11 protein-coding genes are annotated in these 14,137 nt (G+C 69.3%); all 11 read left to right on the top strand.

Annotated features, from left to right (window positions below; translation table 11 throughout):
- Positions 1-24: 24 nt before the first annotated feature.
- The 11 genes from ITJ61_RS02450 to ITJ61_RS02400 all read left to right on the top strand — a co-directional run bounded on the left by ITJ61_RS02450 (position 25) and on the right by ITJ61_RS02400 (position 14,072).
- Complete coding sequence (locus ITJ61_RS02450) at positions 25-1,368, top strand: dihydroorotase (RefSeq protein WP_194685345.1); 1,344 nt, start codon at positions 25-27, stop codon at positions 1,366-1,368.
- The gene (locus tag ITJ61_RS02445) at positions 1,368-1,910 is read left to right on the top strand and encodes a hypothetical protein (protein ID WP_194685344.1); all 543 of its coding nucleotides are present in this window, start codon (positions 1,368-1,370) and stop codon (positions 1,908-1,910) included. The genes ITJ61_RS02450 and ITJ61_RS02445 overlap by 1 nt, the downstream gene beginning before the upstream one ends.
- Complete coding sequence (gene carA, locus ITJ61_RS02440) at positions 1,907-3,079, top strand: glutamine-hydrolyzing carbamoyl-phosphate synthase small subunit (protein ID WP_104341043.1); 1,173 nt, start codon at positions 1,907-1,909, stop codon at positions 3,077-3,079. The genes ITJ61_RS02445 and carA overlap by 4 nt, the downstream gene beginning before the upstream one ends.
- A 2-nt stretch (positions 3,080-3,081) precedes the next feature.
- Positions 3,082-6,381, top strand: coding sequence for a carbamoyl-phosphate synthase large subunit (gene carB / locus ITJ61_RS02435; protein ID WP_104306640.1), 3,300 nt, complete (start codon positions 3,082-3,084; stop codon positions 6,379-6,381).
- A gap of 12 nt (positions 6,382-6,393) precedes the next feature.
- Complete coding sequence (gene pyrF / locus ITJ61_RS02430) at positions 6,394-7,272, top strand: orotidine-5'-phosphate decarboxylase (RefSeq protein WP_104241267.1); 879 nt, start codon at positions 6,394-6,396, stop codon at positions 7,270-7,272.
- Positions 7,269-8,168: a guanylate kinase gene (gene gmk / locus ITJ61_RS02425; RefSeq protein WP_104298784.1), complete on the top strand. Its 900-nt coding sequence runs from the start codon at positions 7,269-7,271 to the stop codon at positions 8,166-8,168. Before pyrF ends, gmk begins: the two co-directional genes overlap by 4 nt.
- Positions 8,165-8,491, top strand: coding sequence for a DNA-directed RNA polymerase subunit omega (rpoZ, locus tag ITJ61_RS02420; RefSeq protein ID WP_068484449.1), 327 nt, complete (start codon positions 8,165-8,167; stop codon positions 8,489-8,491). Before gmk ends, rpoZ begins: the two co-directional genes overlap by 4 nt.
- Before the next feature lie 73 nt (positions 8,492-8,564).
- Complete coding sequence (gene coaBC, locus ITJ61_RS02415; protein ID WP_104242053.1) at positions 8,565-9,782, top strand: bifunctional phosphopantothenoylcysteine decarboxylase/phosphopantothenate--cysteine ligase CoaBC; 1,218 nt, start codon at positions 8,565-8,567, stop codon at positions 9,780-9,782.
- Between the two features lie 53 nt (positions 9,783-9,835).
- Positions 9,836-11,029, top strand: coding sequence for a methionine adenosyltransferase (metK, locus tag ITJ61_RS02410; RefSeq protein ID WP_194685343.1), 1,194 nt, complete (start codon positions 9,836-9,838; stop codon positions 11,027-11,029).
- A 14-nt stretch (positions 11,030-11,043) separates the two neighbouring features.
- On the top strand, positions 11,044-13,095 hold the full coding sequence (locus ITJ61_RS02405) for a primosomal protein N' (protein ID WP_194685342.1): 2,052 nt from the start codon (positions 11,044-11,046) through the stop codon (positions 13,093-13,095).
- Positions 13,096-13,142: 47 nt separating this feature from the next.
- Positions 13,143-14,072 (top strand): methionyl-tRNA formyltransferase, encoded by a 930-nt coding sequence (locus tag ITJ61_RS02400; protein WP_194685341.1) that lies wholly within the window; start codon positions 13,143-13,145, stop codon positions 14,070-14,072.
- The last annotated feature ends 65 nt before the right edge of the window (positions 14,073-14,137 follow it).

Below are 14,137 nucleotides of genomic sequence, written 5' to 3'. Positions count from 1 at the left end.
GGCCAAGGAAACGAGAGAGGCACCATGACCACGCTGTACCGAGGCGCCCAGCTGCTTGGCGTCGACCCCGTCGACGTCCTCGTCAGCGGGACGACGATCACCGAGGTCGCGCCGGCCGGCACGATCGGCGTCGAGAGCGTGGAGAGCGTGATCGATGTCGAGGGACTCGTCCTGCTCCCCGGGCTCGTCGACCTCCACACCCACCTGCGCGAGCCGGGCTTCGAGTCGAGCGAGACCGTCCTGACCGGCACACGCGCAGCGGCCTTCGGCGGCTACACGACGGTGTTCGCAATGGCGAACACCTCACCGGTGCAGGACACCGCCGGCGTCGTCGAGGCGGTAGCGGCGCTCGGCCGATCCGCCGGCTACGCCGACGTGCGACCGATCGGCGCCGTCACGGTCGGGCTCGGGGGAGAGCAGCTCTCGGAGATCGGGGCGATGGCCCAGTCGAACGCCGAGGTCCGGGTGTTCTCGGACGACGGCAAGTGCGTCTTCGACCCCCTGATCATGCGCCGCGCACTCGAATACGTGAAGGCCTTCGGCGGCGTCGTCGCACAGCACGCGCAGGACCCGCGCCTCACGGCCGGCGCGCAGATGAACGAGGGCCCCCTCTCCGCAGAGCTCGGTCTCGGCGGGTGGCCCGCCGTCGCCGAATCATCGATCATCGCGCGCGACGCGCTCCTCGCCGACCACGTCGGGTCGCGCCTCCACGTCTGCCACGTCTCGACCAGGGAGGGCGTCGACGTCGTCCGCTGGGCCAAGTCGCGAGGCATCGACATCACTGCGGAGGTCACGCCTCACCACCTCCTGCTGACCGAGGAGCTCGTCCGCGGTTACGACGCGAGGTTCAAGGTCAACCCGCCGCTGCGCACCCAGGACGACGTGATCGCCGTGCGCGAGGCGCTCGCCGACGGCACGATCGACATCGTCGCAACCGACCACGCACCGCACCCGGTTGACGCCAAGGAGACCGAGTGGGATCAGGCTGCGATGGGCATGGTGGGCCTCGAGTCAGCCCTGCGCGTCGTGCAGCACACCATGGTCGACACCGGCGCGCTCACGTGGGCGGACGTCGCCCGGATCATGTCGGAGACCCCAGCCCGAATCGGCGGCGATGCCATCTCAGGCCGCCCCGTCGCGGCCGGCGAGCTCGCCAACCTCGTCTTCTACGACCCCGCTCCCACCGCCGACTTCACGACGGACTCGCTCGGCGGGAAGAGCATCAACTCGCCCTTCCTCGGCATGCCGCTGCCCGGCCGGGTCGTCCACACGGTCTACCGGGGCACACGCACCTTGGACGATGGCGCGCTGCTGTCCGCCGAGGGTGCCGCTGACGCCGCCAAGGCCAGAGCGAAGGACCTCGCCTGATGGACGATCGCGTACTCCCCGCGACGCTCACGATCGTCGCCTTCCTCATCATCGTCGTGCTCATGTGGCTCGGCTGGCGACGCCGCGTGCGAGGGCAGGCCGGCTTCTCGTCGCCCCTCGAAGCGCCGCACTCGACGCAGCAGCCGCTCGGACACTGGCACGACGTCCACTACGTCTCGACAAGCCGCACGGGCGACGCGCTTGACCGGATCGTCGTGCCCCCGCTCGGCTTCCGAGGACGAGCGGAGGTCACCGTGCTCCGTGAGGGGCCAGTCGTCCGGATCGCCGGCGAACGCGCCTTCTTCATCCCAGCGGGAGACATCGAGGCGACGATCGACGGCACCGTCACGATCGACCGCGTAGTCGAGAACGGCGGCCTGACGATCATCCGCTGGCTCCTGCCCGCCGACGAGCACGCGAACCCGCGCGTGAGCGTCGAGACTTCACTCCGAGTTGTCGACGCCACGGCGCGCGAACAGCTCAAGACCGCGCTGCATTCGCTGCAGCTGACACCAGCCCCCACGACCGAGGAGTCCTCATGACGCCACCAATTCCCGCCGTGCTCGTTCTGGAGGACGGCACGCGATACGAGGGCGACGCCTACGGCGCCGTCGGCGAGACGCTTGGCGAGGTCGTCTTCTCGACAGGCATGACCGGCTACCAGGAGACCCTGACCGACCCGAGCTACGCGGGCCAGATCGTCGTGCAGACGGCTCCGCACATCGGCAACACCGGCGTCAACGACGAGGACATGGAGTCGCGCCAGATCTGGGTCGACGGCTACGTCGTGCGCGACCCCTCCCGCGTCGTCTCCAACTGGCGCGCAGAGGACACCCTCGAGAACGCGCTGACGTCGACGAGCATCGTCGGCATCTCCGGTGTCGACACTCGGGCGCTCACGCGCCGCATCCGCAGCGAAGGCTCGATGCGAGGCGGCATCTTCTCGGGAGACGCGGCCGCGGCCGACGACGTCACCCTGCTCGAGAAGGTGCGCTCCCAGCCGACCATGGCGGGACGCAACCTCAGCGACCTCGTCTCCACGCCGGAGGCCGTCGTGCACCCCTCCACGGGAACCGAGCGCATCGGATCCGTCGCGATCATCGACCTCGGTATCAAGACCGCGACGATCAAGGCGCTCGCCGAACGCGGCTTCGACGTGCACGTGCTCCCGCACGCCACGACGATCGAGCAGCTCCGCGAGCTCGCACCGACCGCCGTCTTCTACTCGAACGGACCGGGAGACCCTGCCTCGAGCGAGGCCCACGTCGAGCTGCTCCGCAACGTCCTCCGCGACGGGACTCCCTTCTTCGGCATCTGCTTCGGCAACCAGCTGCTCGGCCGCGCACTCGGGTTCGACACCTACAAGCTCCCCTTCGGGCATCGCGGCATCAACCAGCCCGTCGTGGACACGTTCTCGGGACGCATCGAGATCACCGCGCAGAACCACGGCTTCGCGGTCCAGGCACCGCTCGACGGGCCCGTCGAGACGCCAGCAGGCTTCGGGCGCGCCCAGGTGAGTCACATCGGACTGAACGACCAGGTCGTCGAAGGCCTCCGCTGCCTCGACATCCCGGCGTTCAGCGTGCAGTTCCACCCAGAGGCGGCGGCGGGCCCCCACGACTCCGCGCCGCTCTTCGACCAGTTCAGGGAGATGGTGCTCGAGCACCTCGCCTCCCCATCCACCCACACCAACGGCCAGGAGAACGCGTAAGCATGCCAAAGCGCTCAGATATCTCAAGCGTCCTCGTCATCGGCTCCGGCCCCATCGTCATCGGCCAGGCTGCCGAGTTCGACTACTCGGGCACGCAGGCCTGCCGAGTGCTCCGCGAGGAGGGCGTCCGCGTCATCCTCGTGAACTCGAACCCCGCGACGATCATGACCGACCCGGACTTCGCAGACGCCACCTACGTCGAGCCGATCACCCCCGACATCATCGAGTCGATCATCATCAAGGAACGCCCCGACGCGATCCTCCCCACCCTCGGCGGACAGACGGCGCTCAACGCCGCCATCGCCCTCCATGAGCAGGGCATCCTCGAGCGCCACGGTGTCGAGCTCATCGGCGCCAAGGTCGAGGCCATCCGCCGCGGCGAGGACCGCCAGATCTTCAAGGACCTCGTCATCGAGGCCGGCGCAGAGGTCGCGCGCTCGCACATCGCGACGAGCGTCGAGCAGGCCATCGGCTTCGCCGAGGACCTCGGCTACCCGCTCGTCGTGCGGCCGTCCTTCACGATGGGCGGCCTCGGTTCGGGCTTCGCCTACAACGAAGAGGACCTGATCCGCTTCGTCGCCGATGGAGTCCAGTCGAGCCCGACCGGCGAGGTGCTCCTCGAGGAGTCGATCCTCGGCTGGAAGGAATACGAGCTCGAGCTCATGCGCGACACGGCCGACAACACGGTCGTCGTCTGCTCCATCGAGAACGTCGACCCGGTGGGCGTCCACACGGGCGACTCCATCACGGTCGCCCCGGCCCTCACGCTCACCGACCGCGAGTACCAGCGCCTTCGCGACATCGGCATCGCGATCATCCGCCTCGTCGGCGTCGACACGGGCGGATGCAACATCCAGTTCGCCATCGACCCCTCGAACGGCCGCATCATCGTCATCGAGATGAACCCGCGCGTCTCCCGCTCGTCGGCGCTCGCCTCGAAGGCCACGGGCTTCCCGATCGCGAAGATCGCCGCCAAGCTGGCGATCGGCTACCGCCTCGACGAGATCCCGAACGACATCACGAAGGTGACGCCCGCCAGCTTCGAGCCGACGCTCGACTACGTGGTCGTCAAGGTGCCGCGCTTCAACTTCGAGAAGTTCCCCGCCGCCGACACGACGTTGACGACGACCATGAAGTCGGTCGGCGAGGCCATGGCCATCGGCCGCAACTTCTCGACGGCGCTGCAGAAGGCGCTGCGGTCGCTGGAGAAGCGAGGGTCCTCCTTCACCTGGGCTGCCGACGAGGCTTCGGTCGAGGAACTGCTCGAGATCATCAAGGTCCCGACCGACGGCCGAATCGTCAACGTCCAGCGCGCGCTCTGGAAGGGTGCGACGCCGGAGCAGGTCTTCGAGTCCACGGCGATCGACCCCTGGTTCATCGACCAGATCGTGCTCATCAACGAGGTGGCCGATCAGATCGCCTCCGCCGACGTCGTCGACGCGCGGCTCCTCCGCAACGCAAAGCGACACGGGTTCTCGGACGCGCAGATCGCCGAGCTGCGCGGGCTCAGCGAGGACGAGGTCCGCGCCATCCGCCACAACTTCGGCGTGCGCCCGGTCTTCAAGACGGTCGACACGTGCGCCGGCGAGTTCCCCGCATTCACGCCCTACCACTACTCCAGCTACGACCAGGAGTCGGAGGTCACCCCGAGCGACCGGCGGAAGGTCATCATCCTCGGCTCCGGCCCGAACCGGATCGGCCAGGGCATCGAGTTCGACTACTCGTGTGTGCACGCGTCGTTCGCACTCTCGGACGCCGGCTTCGAGACCATCATGATCAACTGCAACCCGGAGACGGTCTCGACCGACTACGACACGAGCGACCGGCTGTACTTCGAGCCGCTCACGCTCGAGGACGTGCTGGAGATCGTCGAGGTCGAGCGCGGAGCAGGCGAGCTGCTCGGCGTCGTCGTGCAGCTCGGCGGTCAGACGGCACTCGGCCTCGCGAAGGGCCTCGAGGCCGCTGGCGTGCCGATCCTCGGCACCAGCCCCGCCGCCATCGACCTCGCGGAGGAACGCGGCCTGTTCTCGGGTGTCCTCGACCGCGCTGGCCTGATCTCCCCGGAGAACGGCACGGCGACCGACCTCGACGGCGCGCTCGAAGTGGCCACCGGCATCGGCTACCCGGTCCTCGTCCGCCCGAGCTTCGTGCTCGGTGGCCGAGGCATGGAGATCGTCTACGACGCCGAGCAGATGCGTGACTACTTCTCGCGTATCGAGGGCCAGGCGATCGTCGGCCCCGCCCACCCGCTGCTCGTCGACCGCTTCCTCGACGAGGCGACCGAGATCGACGTCGACGCGCTGTTCGACGGCGACGAGCTCTACATCGGCGGCATCATGGAGCACATCGAGGAGGCGGGCATCCACTCGGGCGACTCGGCCTGCACGCTGCCTCCCGTCACGCTCTCGAGCGCCGTCCTAAACAACGTCCGCGACGCGACACTGGCCATCGCGGAGGGCGTCGGGGTGCGCGGCCTGCTCAACGTCCAGTTCGCCCTCTCCGGAGGAAAGCTCTACGTGCTCGAGGCCAACCCGCGTGCCTCCCGGACCGTGCCCTTCGTCTCCAAGGCGCTCGGAACCCAGCTCGCCAAGGCCGCCGCACGCGTCATGACCGGCGTGAGCATCGCGGAGCTCAAGGCGGAAGGCCTCCTGCGCGAGCAGGACGGCACGCACCAGCCTGCGTCGAGTCCCGTCGCGGTGAAGGAAGCAGTGCTCCCGTTCAAGCGCTTCCGCACGAAGGACGGCCGCATCGTCGACTCGCTGCTCTCCCCGGAGATGCGCTCGACCGGCGAGGTCATGGGCATCGACACGGACTTCCCGACCGCCTTCGCGAAGAGCCAGCTCGCCGCCTACGGTGGCCTCCCGAAGTCGGGCACGGTCTTCGTATCCGTCTCCGACCGCGACAAGCGCGCCATCGTCCTGCCCGTCGCGAAGTTCGTGGAACTCGGGTTCTCGATCGCCGCCACCGAGGGCACCGCAGCAGTCCTCGCCCGCCACGGCATCTCGGCGAAGGTCGTCGGCAAGTTCACCCCGGACTCTCCGGATGGAACGACGCCGGGCCAGGACCGCAACATCGTGGACATGATCCACGGGGGAGAGGTCGACATGGTCATCAACACCCCATCCGGCCGGGCGTCTCGAGCCGATGGCTACGAGATCCGCATGGCTGCGGTCTCCGCCGACCTGCCGATCTTCACGACGATCTCGGAGCTCTCCGCCGCCGTCGGCTCCCTCTCCGCTCTCCGCAGCGGATTCACCGTCACGAGCCTGCAGGAGTACAACACCCAGAGGGGGGAAAGCTAGTTGACTGCAGCGATGGCGTCGCGTGCTGGAGTGGGCGGGTTCGGCCCGCGACTCCAGCACGCCGTGGAGGAGCGGGGCCGACTCTGCGTCGGCATCGATCCGCATGAGTTCCTGCTCGCCTCGTGGGGGCTGCCCGACACCGCGACCGGAGCCGAGGAGTTCGGCCTTCGCGTCGTCGAGGCCGCTGCCGGGCGCGTCGGCGTCGTCAAACCGCAGATCGCCTTCTTCGAGCGCTTCGGCTCTGCGGGGTTCTCGGCGCTCGAGTCCGTCCTCGCGGCGGCTCGGGACGCGGGCCTGCTCGTGATCGCCGACGTCAAGCGCGGCGACGTCGGCACGACCCTCGAGGCCTACGCGAAGGCCTGGCTCGAAGCGGGGTCTCCGCTCGAGGCCGACGCGATGACGGTGAACCCCTACCAGGGCTTCGACTCGCTCGCCGCGGCGCTCGAGCTCGCCGAGCGGCTCGGCAAGGGGCTGTTCGTGCTCGCTGCGACGTCGAACCCAGAGTCGACCTCGATCCAGACGGCTCGCCGTGATCGTGGAACGCAGCGCGGTGAGACCGTCGCGGGAGGCATCGCCAATCGTGCGGTCGCCTGGAACGCGCAGCACGCGAGCGGTGACCTCGGCTCGGTCGGGGTCGTCCTCGGCGGCACCGTCGACTTCGACACCCTCGGCGTCGACCTCCCCGCCCTCGGCGGCGCACCCCGTACCCCGATCCTCGCTCCGGGCTTCGGCCACCAGGGGGCCGAGTTCGCGCAGATCAGAAGCACGTTCGGTGCAGCCACCGAATCACTCATCGTGAACGTCTCCCGGAGCGTCCTGGCTGCAGGACCCGATGGCATCGCCGGCGCCATCGACCAGCAGACCGCAGAGCTGGAGAACGCCCTCTCATGACCCAGGTGCCACCCCCCGTCGACCGCGTCGCCGCTTCCAGGGCCGCGGTCCTCGCCCGCCAGGCCCGGGCGGAGGTCAAACGAGCGCTCGCGACCGGCGCTCGCAGCCCCATCTCGGTGCTCGACGCGAGCCAGTCCCCGGAACACGCAGCCGAGCACTCGCTGCGCGTGACCCAGTTCCTGCTGAGCATCCCGCACATCGGAGCCACCAAGCAGGCCCGCATCCTCGAGGAGCTGGCCATCTCGCCGTCCAAGCGCCTCGGGGGGCTCGGCCGCAACCAGCGCATCCGCCTCCGCGCCTTCCTGGAGGAGCGACTCGGTGCGCAGAGCACGGGGAATCGCCTCGTGGTCCTGGCTGGCCCCACGGCAGTCGGCAAGGGCACGGTCGCCAACTACATCCGCGAGCACTACCCAGAAGTGGAGCTCTCCGTCTCCGCCACGACGCGCTCACCCCGGCCCGGCGAGGTCGACGGCGTCAACTACCACTTCACCGACGACGCCGGCTTCGACCGGCTCGTCGACCAGGAGCAGCTTCTCGAGTACGCGACCGTCCACAACGCCTTCAGGTACGGCACTCCGCGCGGCCCCATCGACGAAGCCATCTCCTCCGGCCGATCCGTCCTCCTCGAAATCGACATTCAGGGCGCCAGACAGGTCAGATCGCGCATGCCTGAGGCTAGACTGGTATTTTTGTTGCCTCCGAGCTGGGACGAGCTCGTGCGGCGCCTCGTGGGGCGCGGCACGGAATCACCCGAAGAACAGGCTCGGCGCCTCGAAACCGCGAAGATCGAACTCGCCGCCCAGGACGAGTTCGATGCACTGGTCGTCAACGACTCCGTGCCTGAGGCTGCGGCACGCGTAGTCGAACATCTGGGACTGAACAAGGAGCACGCATGATTGAGAAGCCCAAGGGCATCATTGACCCGCCCATGGACGAGCTGCTGCAGCGCGTCGACAACAAGTACCAGCTGGTCATCTTCGCATCGCGTCGCGCGCGTCAGATCAACGACTACTACTCCGACCTCCACGACGGTGCGATCTACCAGAACGTCGGCCCGCTGATCGACTCCTCGATCGACGACAAGCCGCTCTCGATCGCGCTGCACGAGATCAACGAGCAGAAGATCGTCATGGTCGAGGCGCGTCCGCTCGAGACGCCGGACGACGTCATCGTCTTCGACGACGAGATCAACTTCGAAGACGACGCACCGCAGGCTTAGCACGACCGTGAGCGAGATCGCTGGCGCGCATCCGGCTGCCGCCCACCAGACCGATGCGTCTGACGGGCAGCCGATGCGCGTCGTCATCGGCGTGACGGGCGGCATCGCCGCCTACAAGGCGGTGCAGGTCATCCGCGATCTCGTTCTCCTCGGCCATCACGTCGACGTCGTGCCCACGGAGTCCGCGCTGCGGTTCGTGGGCCGTCCGACGTTCGAGGCCATCTCGCGAAATCCCGTTCGAACCGACGTCTTCGACGACGTCGCTGAGGTTCGGCACGTCGCGCTCGGCCAGCAGGCTGATGTCATCGCCGTCGTGCCGACGACCGCGAACTCCATGGCGAAGATCGCCGCCGGTCTCTCCGACGATCTGCTCGGCACGACGATCCTGGCGTCGACGGCCCCGCTCATCCTCGCGCCAGCCATGCACACGGAGATGTGGCTCAACCCGGCGACGCAGGCCAACGCGGCCCGTCTCGACGCACGTGGAGTGGTGCTCGTCGGTCCGGCCGACGGACAGCTGACCGGCAACGACTCCGGGCCAGGTCGCCTGGCGGAGCCCTCCGAGATCGTTGCGACGATCCTGAGCGCCGGACGCGGCGAACGTCGACGCCGCCGCGAGGCGGAACTGGTGAGCGACCTCCGCGGGAGGCGCGTCCTCATCACTGCAGGAGGCACCCGCGAGCCGCTCGACCCCGTGCGGTTCATCGGCAACCGATCGAGCGGGAGGCAGGGCTTCGCTCTCGCTGAGCGTGCCCTCGCGCGTGGCGCTGAGGTCACCCTCGTCGCCGCCAACGCGGAGGTCCGGCCACCCGACGGGGTCAAGCTCGTCACCGTCTCGAGCGCGCAGCAGCTCGCGCAGGCCTGCGCCGAGATCGCCCCACGTCACGATGTCGTCATCATGGCCGCGGCGGTCGCGGACTACCGGCCACTGACCGTCGCCGAGGGCAAGATCAAGAAGGAGCAGGCGGGCGAGGAGCTGACGCTCACCTTCACCCGCAACCCCGACATCCTGCAGGATCTGTCCGCGTCACGTGGTGCCGATCAGGTCATCATCGGCTTCGCGGCCGAGACGGAGACCGACGACGCTGCGCTCCTCGAGCTCGGTCGGGCCAAGATCGCGAGGAAGGGATGCGACTACCTCGTCGTCAACAGGGTCGGCTGGAGCCTCGGCTTCCAGTCGGACGACAACTCGGTCTTCATCCTCGCAGCGTCTGGCGACGTTGTCTCGCGTCACACTGGCGACAAGATGTCGGTGGCCGATGTCATCCTGGACCTGCTCGCCAACGTCTAGCCACGCCGGCGTCGCCAACCAGCAGCCGCAACACTCACCGCAAGGGGTTCTTCTTGTCTTCTCTTCGCCTGTTCACCTCTGAGTCGGTCACCGAGGGTCACCCTGACAAGATCTGCGACCAGATCTCCGACCGCATCCTCGACGACCTCCTGACCCAGGACCCGGCGTCCCGCGTCGCCGTCGAGACGCTCGTGACGACGGGCCAGGTGCACGTCGCCGGTGAGGTCACGACCAAGGCGTATTCCGACATCGCCGGCATCGTCAGGCGCACCATCAGCGAGATCGGCTACACGTCGAGCGACGTCGGCTTCGACGGCTCCTCGTGCGGCGTCTCGATCTCGGTCGGAGAGCAGTCTCCCGAGATCGGCGAGGGCGTGACGACCTCGTTGGAGCACCGCTCCGAGAGCTCGGAAGACGCGATCGCCAAGCAGGGCGCGGGAGACCAGGGCATCATGTTCGGCTACGCGACCCGAGAGACCGACGCCCTCATGCCGTTGCCGATCCACCTCGCGCACCAGCTCGCGCAGCAGCTCGCGGCCGTCCGGAAGTCCGGCGAGGTCGCCTACCTGCGCCCAGACGGCAAGACGCAGGTCACCGTCGGCTACGAGGGGAGCGTGCCCCGTTCCATCGAGACCGTCGTGGTCTCCACGCAGCACGACCCTGGTCTCGAGCAGGCGCAGATCCGCGAAGACGTCATCAGGCACGTCGTCCGCCCGGTGCTGGAGCGCAACGGCTTCGCTGACGCCGAGCCCACCTTCCTCGTCAACCCGTCAGGCAGCTTCATCGACGGAGGGCCCCGCGCCGACGCTGGCCTGACCGGACGCAAGATCATCGTCGACACGTACGGCGGCATGGCGCGCCACGGTGGCGGCGCCTTCAGCGGCAAGGACCCCTCGAAGGTCGACCGCTCGGCCGCGTACGCCATGCGATGGGTGGCGAAGAACGCCGTCGCGGCGGGACTCGCCGATCGCCTCGAAGTGCAGATCGCGTACGCCATCGGCAAGGCTGAGCCGGTCGGCCTCTACGTCGAGAGCTTCGGCACCGGCACGGTGGCGGACGCCACGATCATCGAGGCGATCCTCTCGACGTTCGATCTCCGCCCAGGTGCGCTCGTCGAGGACCTCGACCTGCGTCGCCCGATCTACGCCCAGACCTCCGCCTACGGCCACTTCGGTCGCGAGCTGCCCGACTTCACGTGGGAGCGCACCGACCGGGCCGAGGAGCTCCGCCGAGCCGCTGGTCTCTGATCGCAGAGCCAGCTGTGGACGACACCCTGCCGAGGGTCGCACGCGTCGTCGTCGCCTCCCCGCTTCCGCAGCTCGACCGGGAGCTCGAATACGAGATCCCCGTCGAGCTGCGCGGGAGCATCGGCGTCGGAATGCGGGTTGCGGTTCCGCTTCGCACCTCGAACCGCCAGTTGCAGGGGTTCGTTGTGGCCGTCGAGCGAGTCGCCGAGTACACGGGCAAGCTCGCGCCGATCATCGAGCTCGTCTCGACTGCCAGGGTACTCACGCCCGAGATCGCCGGCCTCGCCCGGGCCGTCGCCGACCGGCAGGCCGGATGCGCGGCGGACGTGCTGCGCCTCGCCATCCCGGCGAGGTCCGTGCGCGTCGAGCAGCGCTGGCTGGAGGCACGCGCCCAGGCAGCTCCAGCGACGGCGGGAGCTCCTGGCGGTGAGGACGCGCCGTCGAGCGATGCCGACGAGACCGCGCCCACAGCGGACGAGGTCCACGATGTCCCGGAGGCGACGCTCGTTCCCATGTACGGGGCAGAGGCAGCCGAACTGCTCGGACGGGGTCCGGCGGCGAGGTTCGCGGTCGACGCCCCGGTCGGCGTCGACGGGGGAGTTCCCCGCTCGCTCCTCGCCCTCGCAGCGATCTCAGCGGTTCGCGTCGCCGCCGGGCAGTCCGTCATCCTGGCGGTCCCCGACTACCGCGACGTCGAGCTGGCCCTGCGCGCGCTCGGCAGGTTCCTGGATGCCGGGCGGGTCCGCCGCCTCGACACCCGCGCCAAGCCCGCCGACCGCTACGCGGCGTTCCTCGCCTGCCTCGACGAGACACCGGGTGTCGTCGTCGGCACGAGGAGCGTCATCTACGCTCCGGCCTCCAACCTCGGGGCCGTGCTCGTCTGGGACGACGGCGACGAGAGCTTCACCGAGCAGCTCGCGCCATACGCCAGCACCCGCGATGTCGCCCTGCTCCGCGCTGAGCGCGAGTCGCTCACGCTCATCTTCGCTGCGCACACCCCGAGCCTGGAGGTCGCCCGCCTCGTGGGCATGCGGTGGCTCACTCCGGTGCCGCTCGCGCGACCGGAGGCTCCCAAGGTCATCTCGGGCAGCCAGGCACTCGCCGAGGAGACCCCGGCGGCGCACGCGCGCATCCCGGCGCTCGCCTGGCAGGAGGCGAGGCGCGCGCTCGAGCACGGGCCGGTGCTGCTCCAGGTCGTGCGTGCCGGCTACATCCCGAGCCTCAGCTGCGCCAGGTGTCGCACGCCAGCTCGCTGCACGGTCTGCGGCGGAGCCCTCGAGTACTCGCGTCCGGGAGCGCCCCCTTCCTGCAGGGTGTGCGACGCCCTCCATCCCGAGTGGCAGTGCCCCGAGTGCGGCGACCGGCGCCTCCGGAACACGTCACTCGGCGCGGAGCGGACCGCAGAGGAGCTCGGACGCGCCTTCCCCGGCACTCGTGTCGTCGTGGCCGATGGAGCCTCAGAGACCGTGACGATCGACGACCGCCCCTGTCTCGTCGTGGCAACGCGCGGCGCCGAGCCGGTTCCGAGCTCCGGCTACGCCGGCATCGTCCTGCTCGACACGGAGCGCTCGCTCGCTCAGGAGCGCCTCGACGCTGGCGTCGACGCGCTCCGCGGATGGTCGAACGCTGCGGCGCTGGCGTCGGGCGGCGCCAAGGTCGTCATCGTCGGAGCCGACAATCCGGCAGCGCACGCGCTCCGCACCTGGCAGCAGCCAGCCTTCTCGACGCGCGAGCTCGAGGAGCGGCGCGATCTCCACTTCCCACCGGCGATTCGCGTCGCCGCCATCTCCGGGAGCGACGAGGAAGTCCGCCACGCCATCGCGACCGTCGAGGCCTCCGCCGAGCTCAAGCAGGCTGGGGCCATGCAGATCCTCGGACCGACGCCCCAGGAGGTCGGAAGCCGAGCAGTTCTCAAGTTCAGCTACTCGCTCGGCGCCCCGCTGGCGAAGCTGCTGAAGAGCGAGCTCGTCCGAGCAGCAACAAGCCGGCGCCCGCGCGTCGCGGGTCGCGGCGGCGGGCACGCCTCGACCCTGCGCGTACGATTTGACCCGCCGGGCATCTTCTGACCCGCGCTCCAGCACCACACTCGCACCAACCTCGAGAGGCACCAGCTATGCGGCTCGTCTTCGCCGGCACCCCATCCACCGCCGTCCCCAGCCTTGAGGCGCTCGTGGACGACGGTCACGAGATCGCGGCGGTCCTCACGCGCGACGATGCCAAGGTGGGTCGTGCGAGGGCGCTCACGCCATCCCCCGTGGCGGCCCGCGCGGCGGAGCTCGGCCTTCGGGTGATCAAGAGCAACCGCATGTCCCCGGACGTGACCGCTGAGCTCGCGAGCCTCGATGCCGAGCTCGGCGTCATCGTCGCCTACGGGGCGCTCATCGACGCCGCGACGCTCGATGTGCCCGGGCGCGGCTGGATCAACCTGCACTTCTCGCTGCTCCCCGACCTGCGCGGCGCCGCCCCGGCCCAGCGTGCCGTCATGCGTGGCGACTCGTCGACGGGTATGACCATCTTCCAGCTGACGGTCGGCCTCGACGAGGGGCCGGTCTTCGCGACCCAAGCTTCGCCGATCGGCGAGACCGAGACCTCGGGGGAGCTCCTCGAGCGCCTCGCGGGGGAGGGAGCGGCCTTCCTCGCGGAGACGGTGCAGGGGATCAGCGAAGACGCGCTGATCGCCAAACCGCAGGTCGGCGAACCCACCACCGCGGCGAAGCTGCGGAAGCAGGATTCCGCGGTCGACTGGGCGGCTCCGCTCGTGAGCGTGGACGCGCACATCCGCGGCGTGACTCCGGAGCCGGGCGCTGTGGCGCACGTCGACGGACAGCCGTTGCGCATCCTGCGCATCGCACGCCCGAGCGAGGCCATCGACGCGCCGCCGCTTGCACCGGGGCAGCTCGCTGTCGTCGGCCAGGACGTCTTCGTCGGCACGGGAACGCAGCCCCTCCAGCTCGTCACGGTCCAGCCCGCCGGGAAGAAGCCGATGCCAGCGCGAGACTGGCTCCGCGGCAGGCGCGATGCCGAGACGCTGGTGCTCGCATGAGCCCGGCCGGTGCAGGAGGACGTCGCGGGAGCCGCCCCTCGGAGGGCAGGCGGCGCCCTGACCAG

Origin of the sequence: Pseudoclavibacter sp. VKM Ac-2888 (genome assembly GCF_015351285.1) — a bacterium.
GTDB lineage: Bacteria > Actinomycetota > Actinomycetes > Actinomycetales > Microbacteriaceae > Pseudoclavibacter.
Note: the sequence above shows the minus strand (reverse complement) of the source record. Positions and strands in the feature narration are given on the sequence as shown.

Coding starts and splice junctions, on each gene's coding strand:
- ITJ61_RS02450 (WP_194685345.1), top strand. CDS start 25: ATGACCACGCTGTACCGAGGCGCCCAGCTGCTTGGCGTCGACCCCGTC.
- ITJ61_RS02445 (WP_194685344.1), top strand. CDS start 1,368: ATGGACGATCGCGTACTCCCCGCGACGCTCACGATCGTCGCCTTCCTC.
- carA (WP_104341043.1), top strand. CDS start 1,907: ATGACGCCACCAATTCCCGCCGTGCTCGTTCTGGAGGACGGCACGCGA.
- carB (WP_104306640.1), top strand. CDS start 3,082: ATGCCAAAGCGCTCAGATATCTCAAGCGTCCTCGTCATCGGCTCCGGC.
- pyrF (WP_104241267.1), top strand. CDS start 6,394: ATGGCGTCGCGTGCTGGAGTGGGCGGGTTCGGCCCGCGACTCCAGCAC.
- gmk (WP_104298784.1), top strand. CDS start 7,269: ATGACCCAGGTGCCACCCCCCGTCGACCGCGTCGCCGCTTCCAGGGCC.
- rpoZ (WP_068484449.1), top strand. CDS start 8,165: ATGATTGAGAAGCCCAAGGGCATCATTGACCCGCCCATGGACGAGCTG.
- coaBC (WP_104242053.1), top strand. CDS start 8,565: ATGCGCGTCGTCATCGGCGTGACGGGCGGCATCGCCGCCTACAAGGCG.
- ITJ61_RS02400 (WP_194685341.1), top strand. CDS start 13,143: ATGCGGCTCGTCTTCGCCGGCACCCCATCCACCGCCGTCCCCAGCCTT.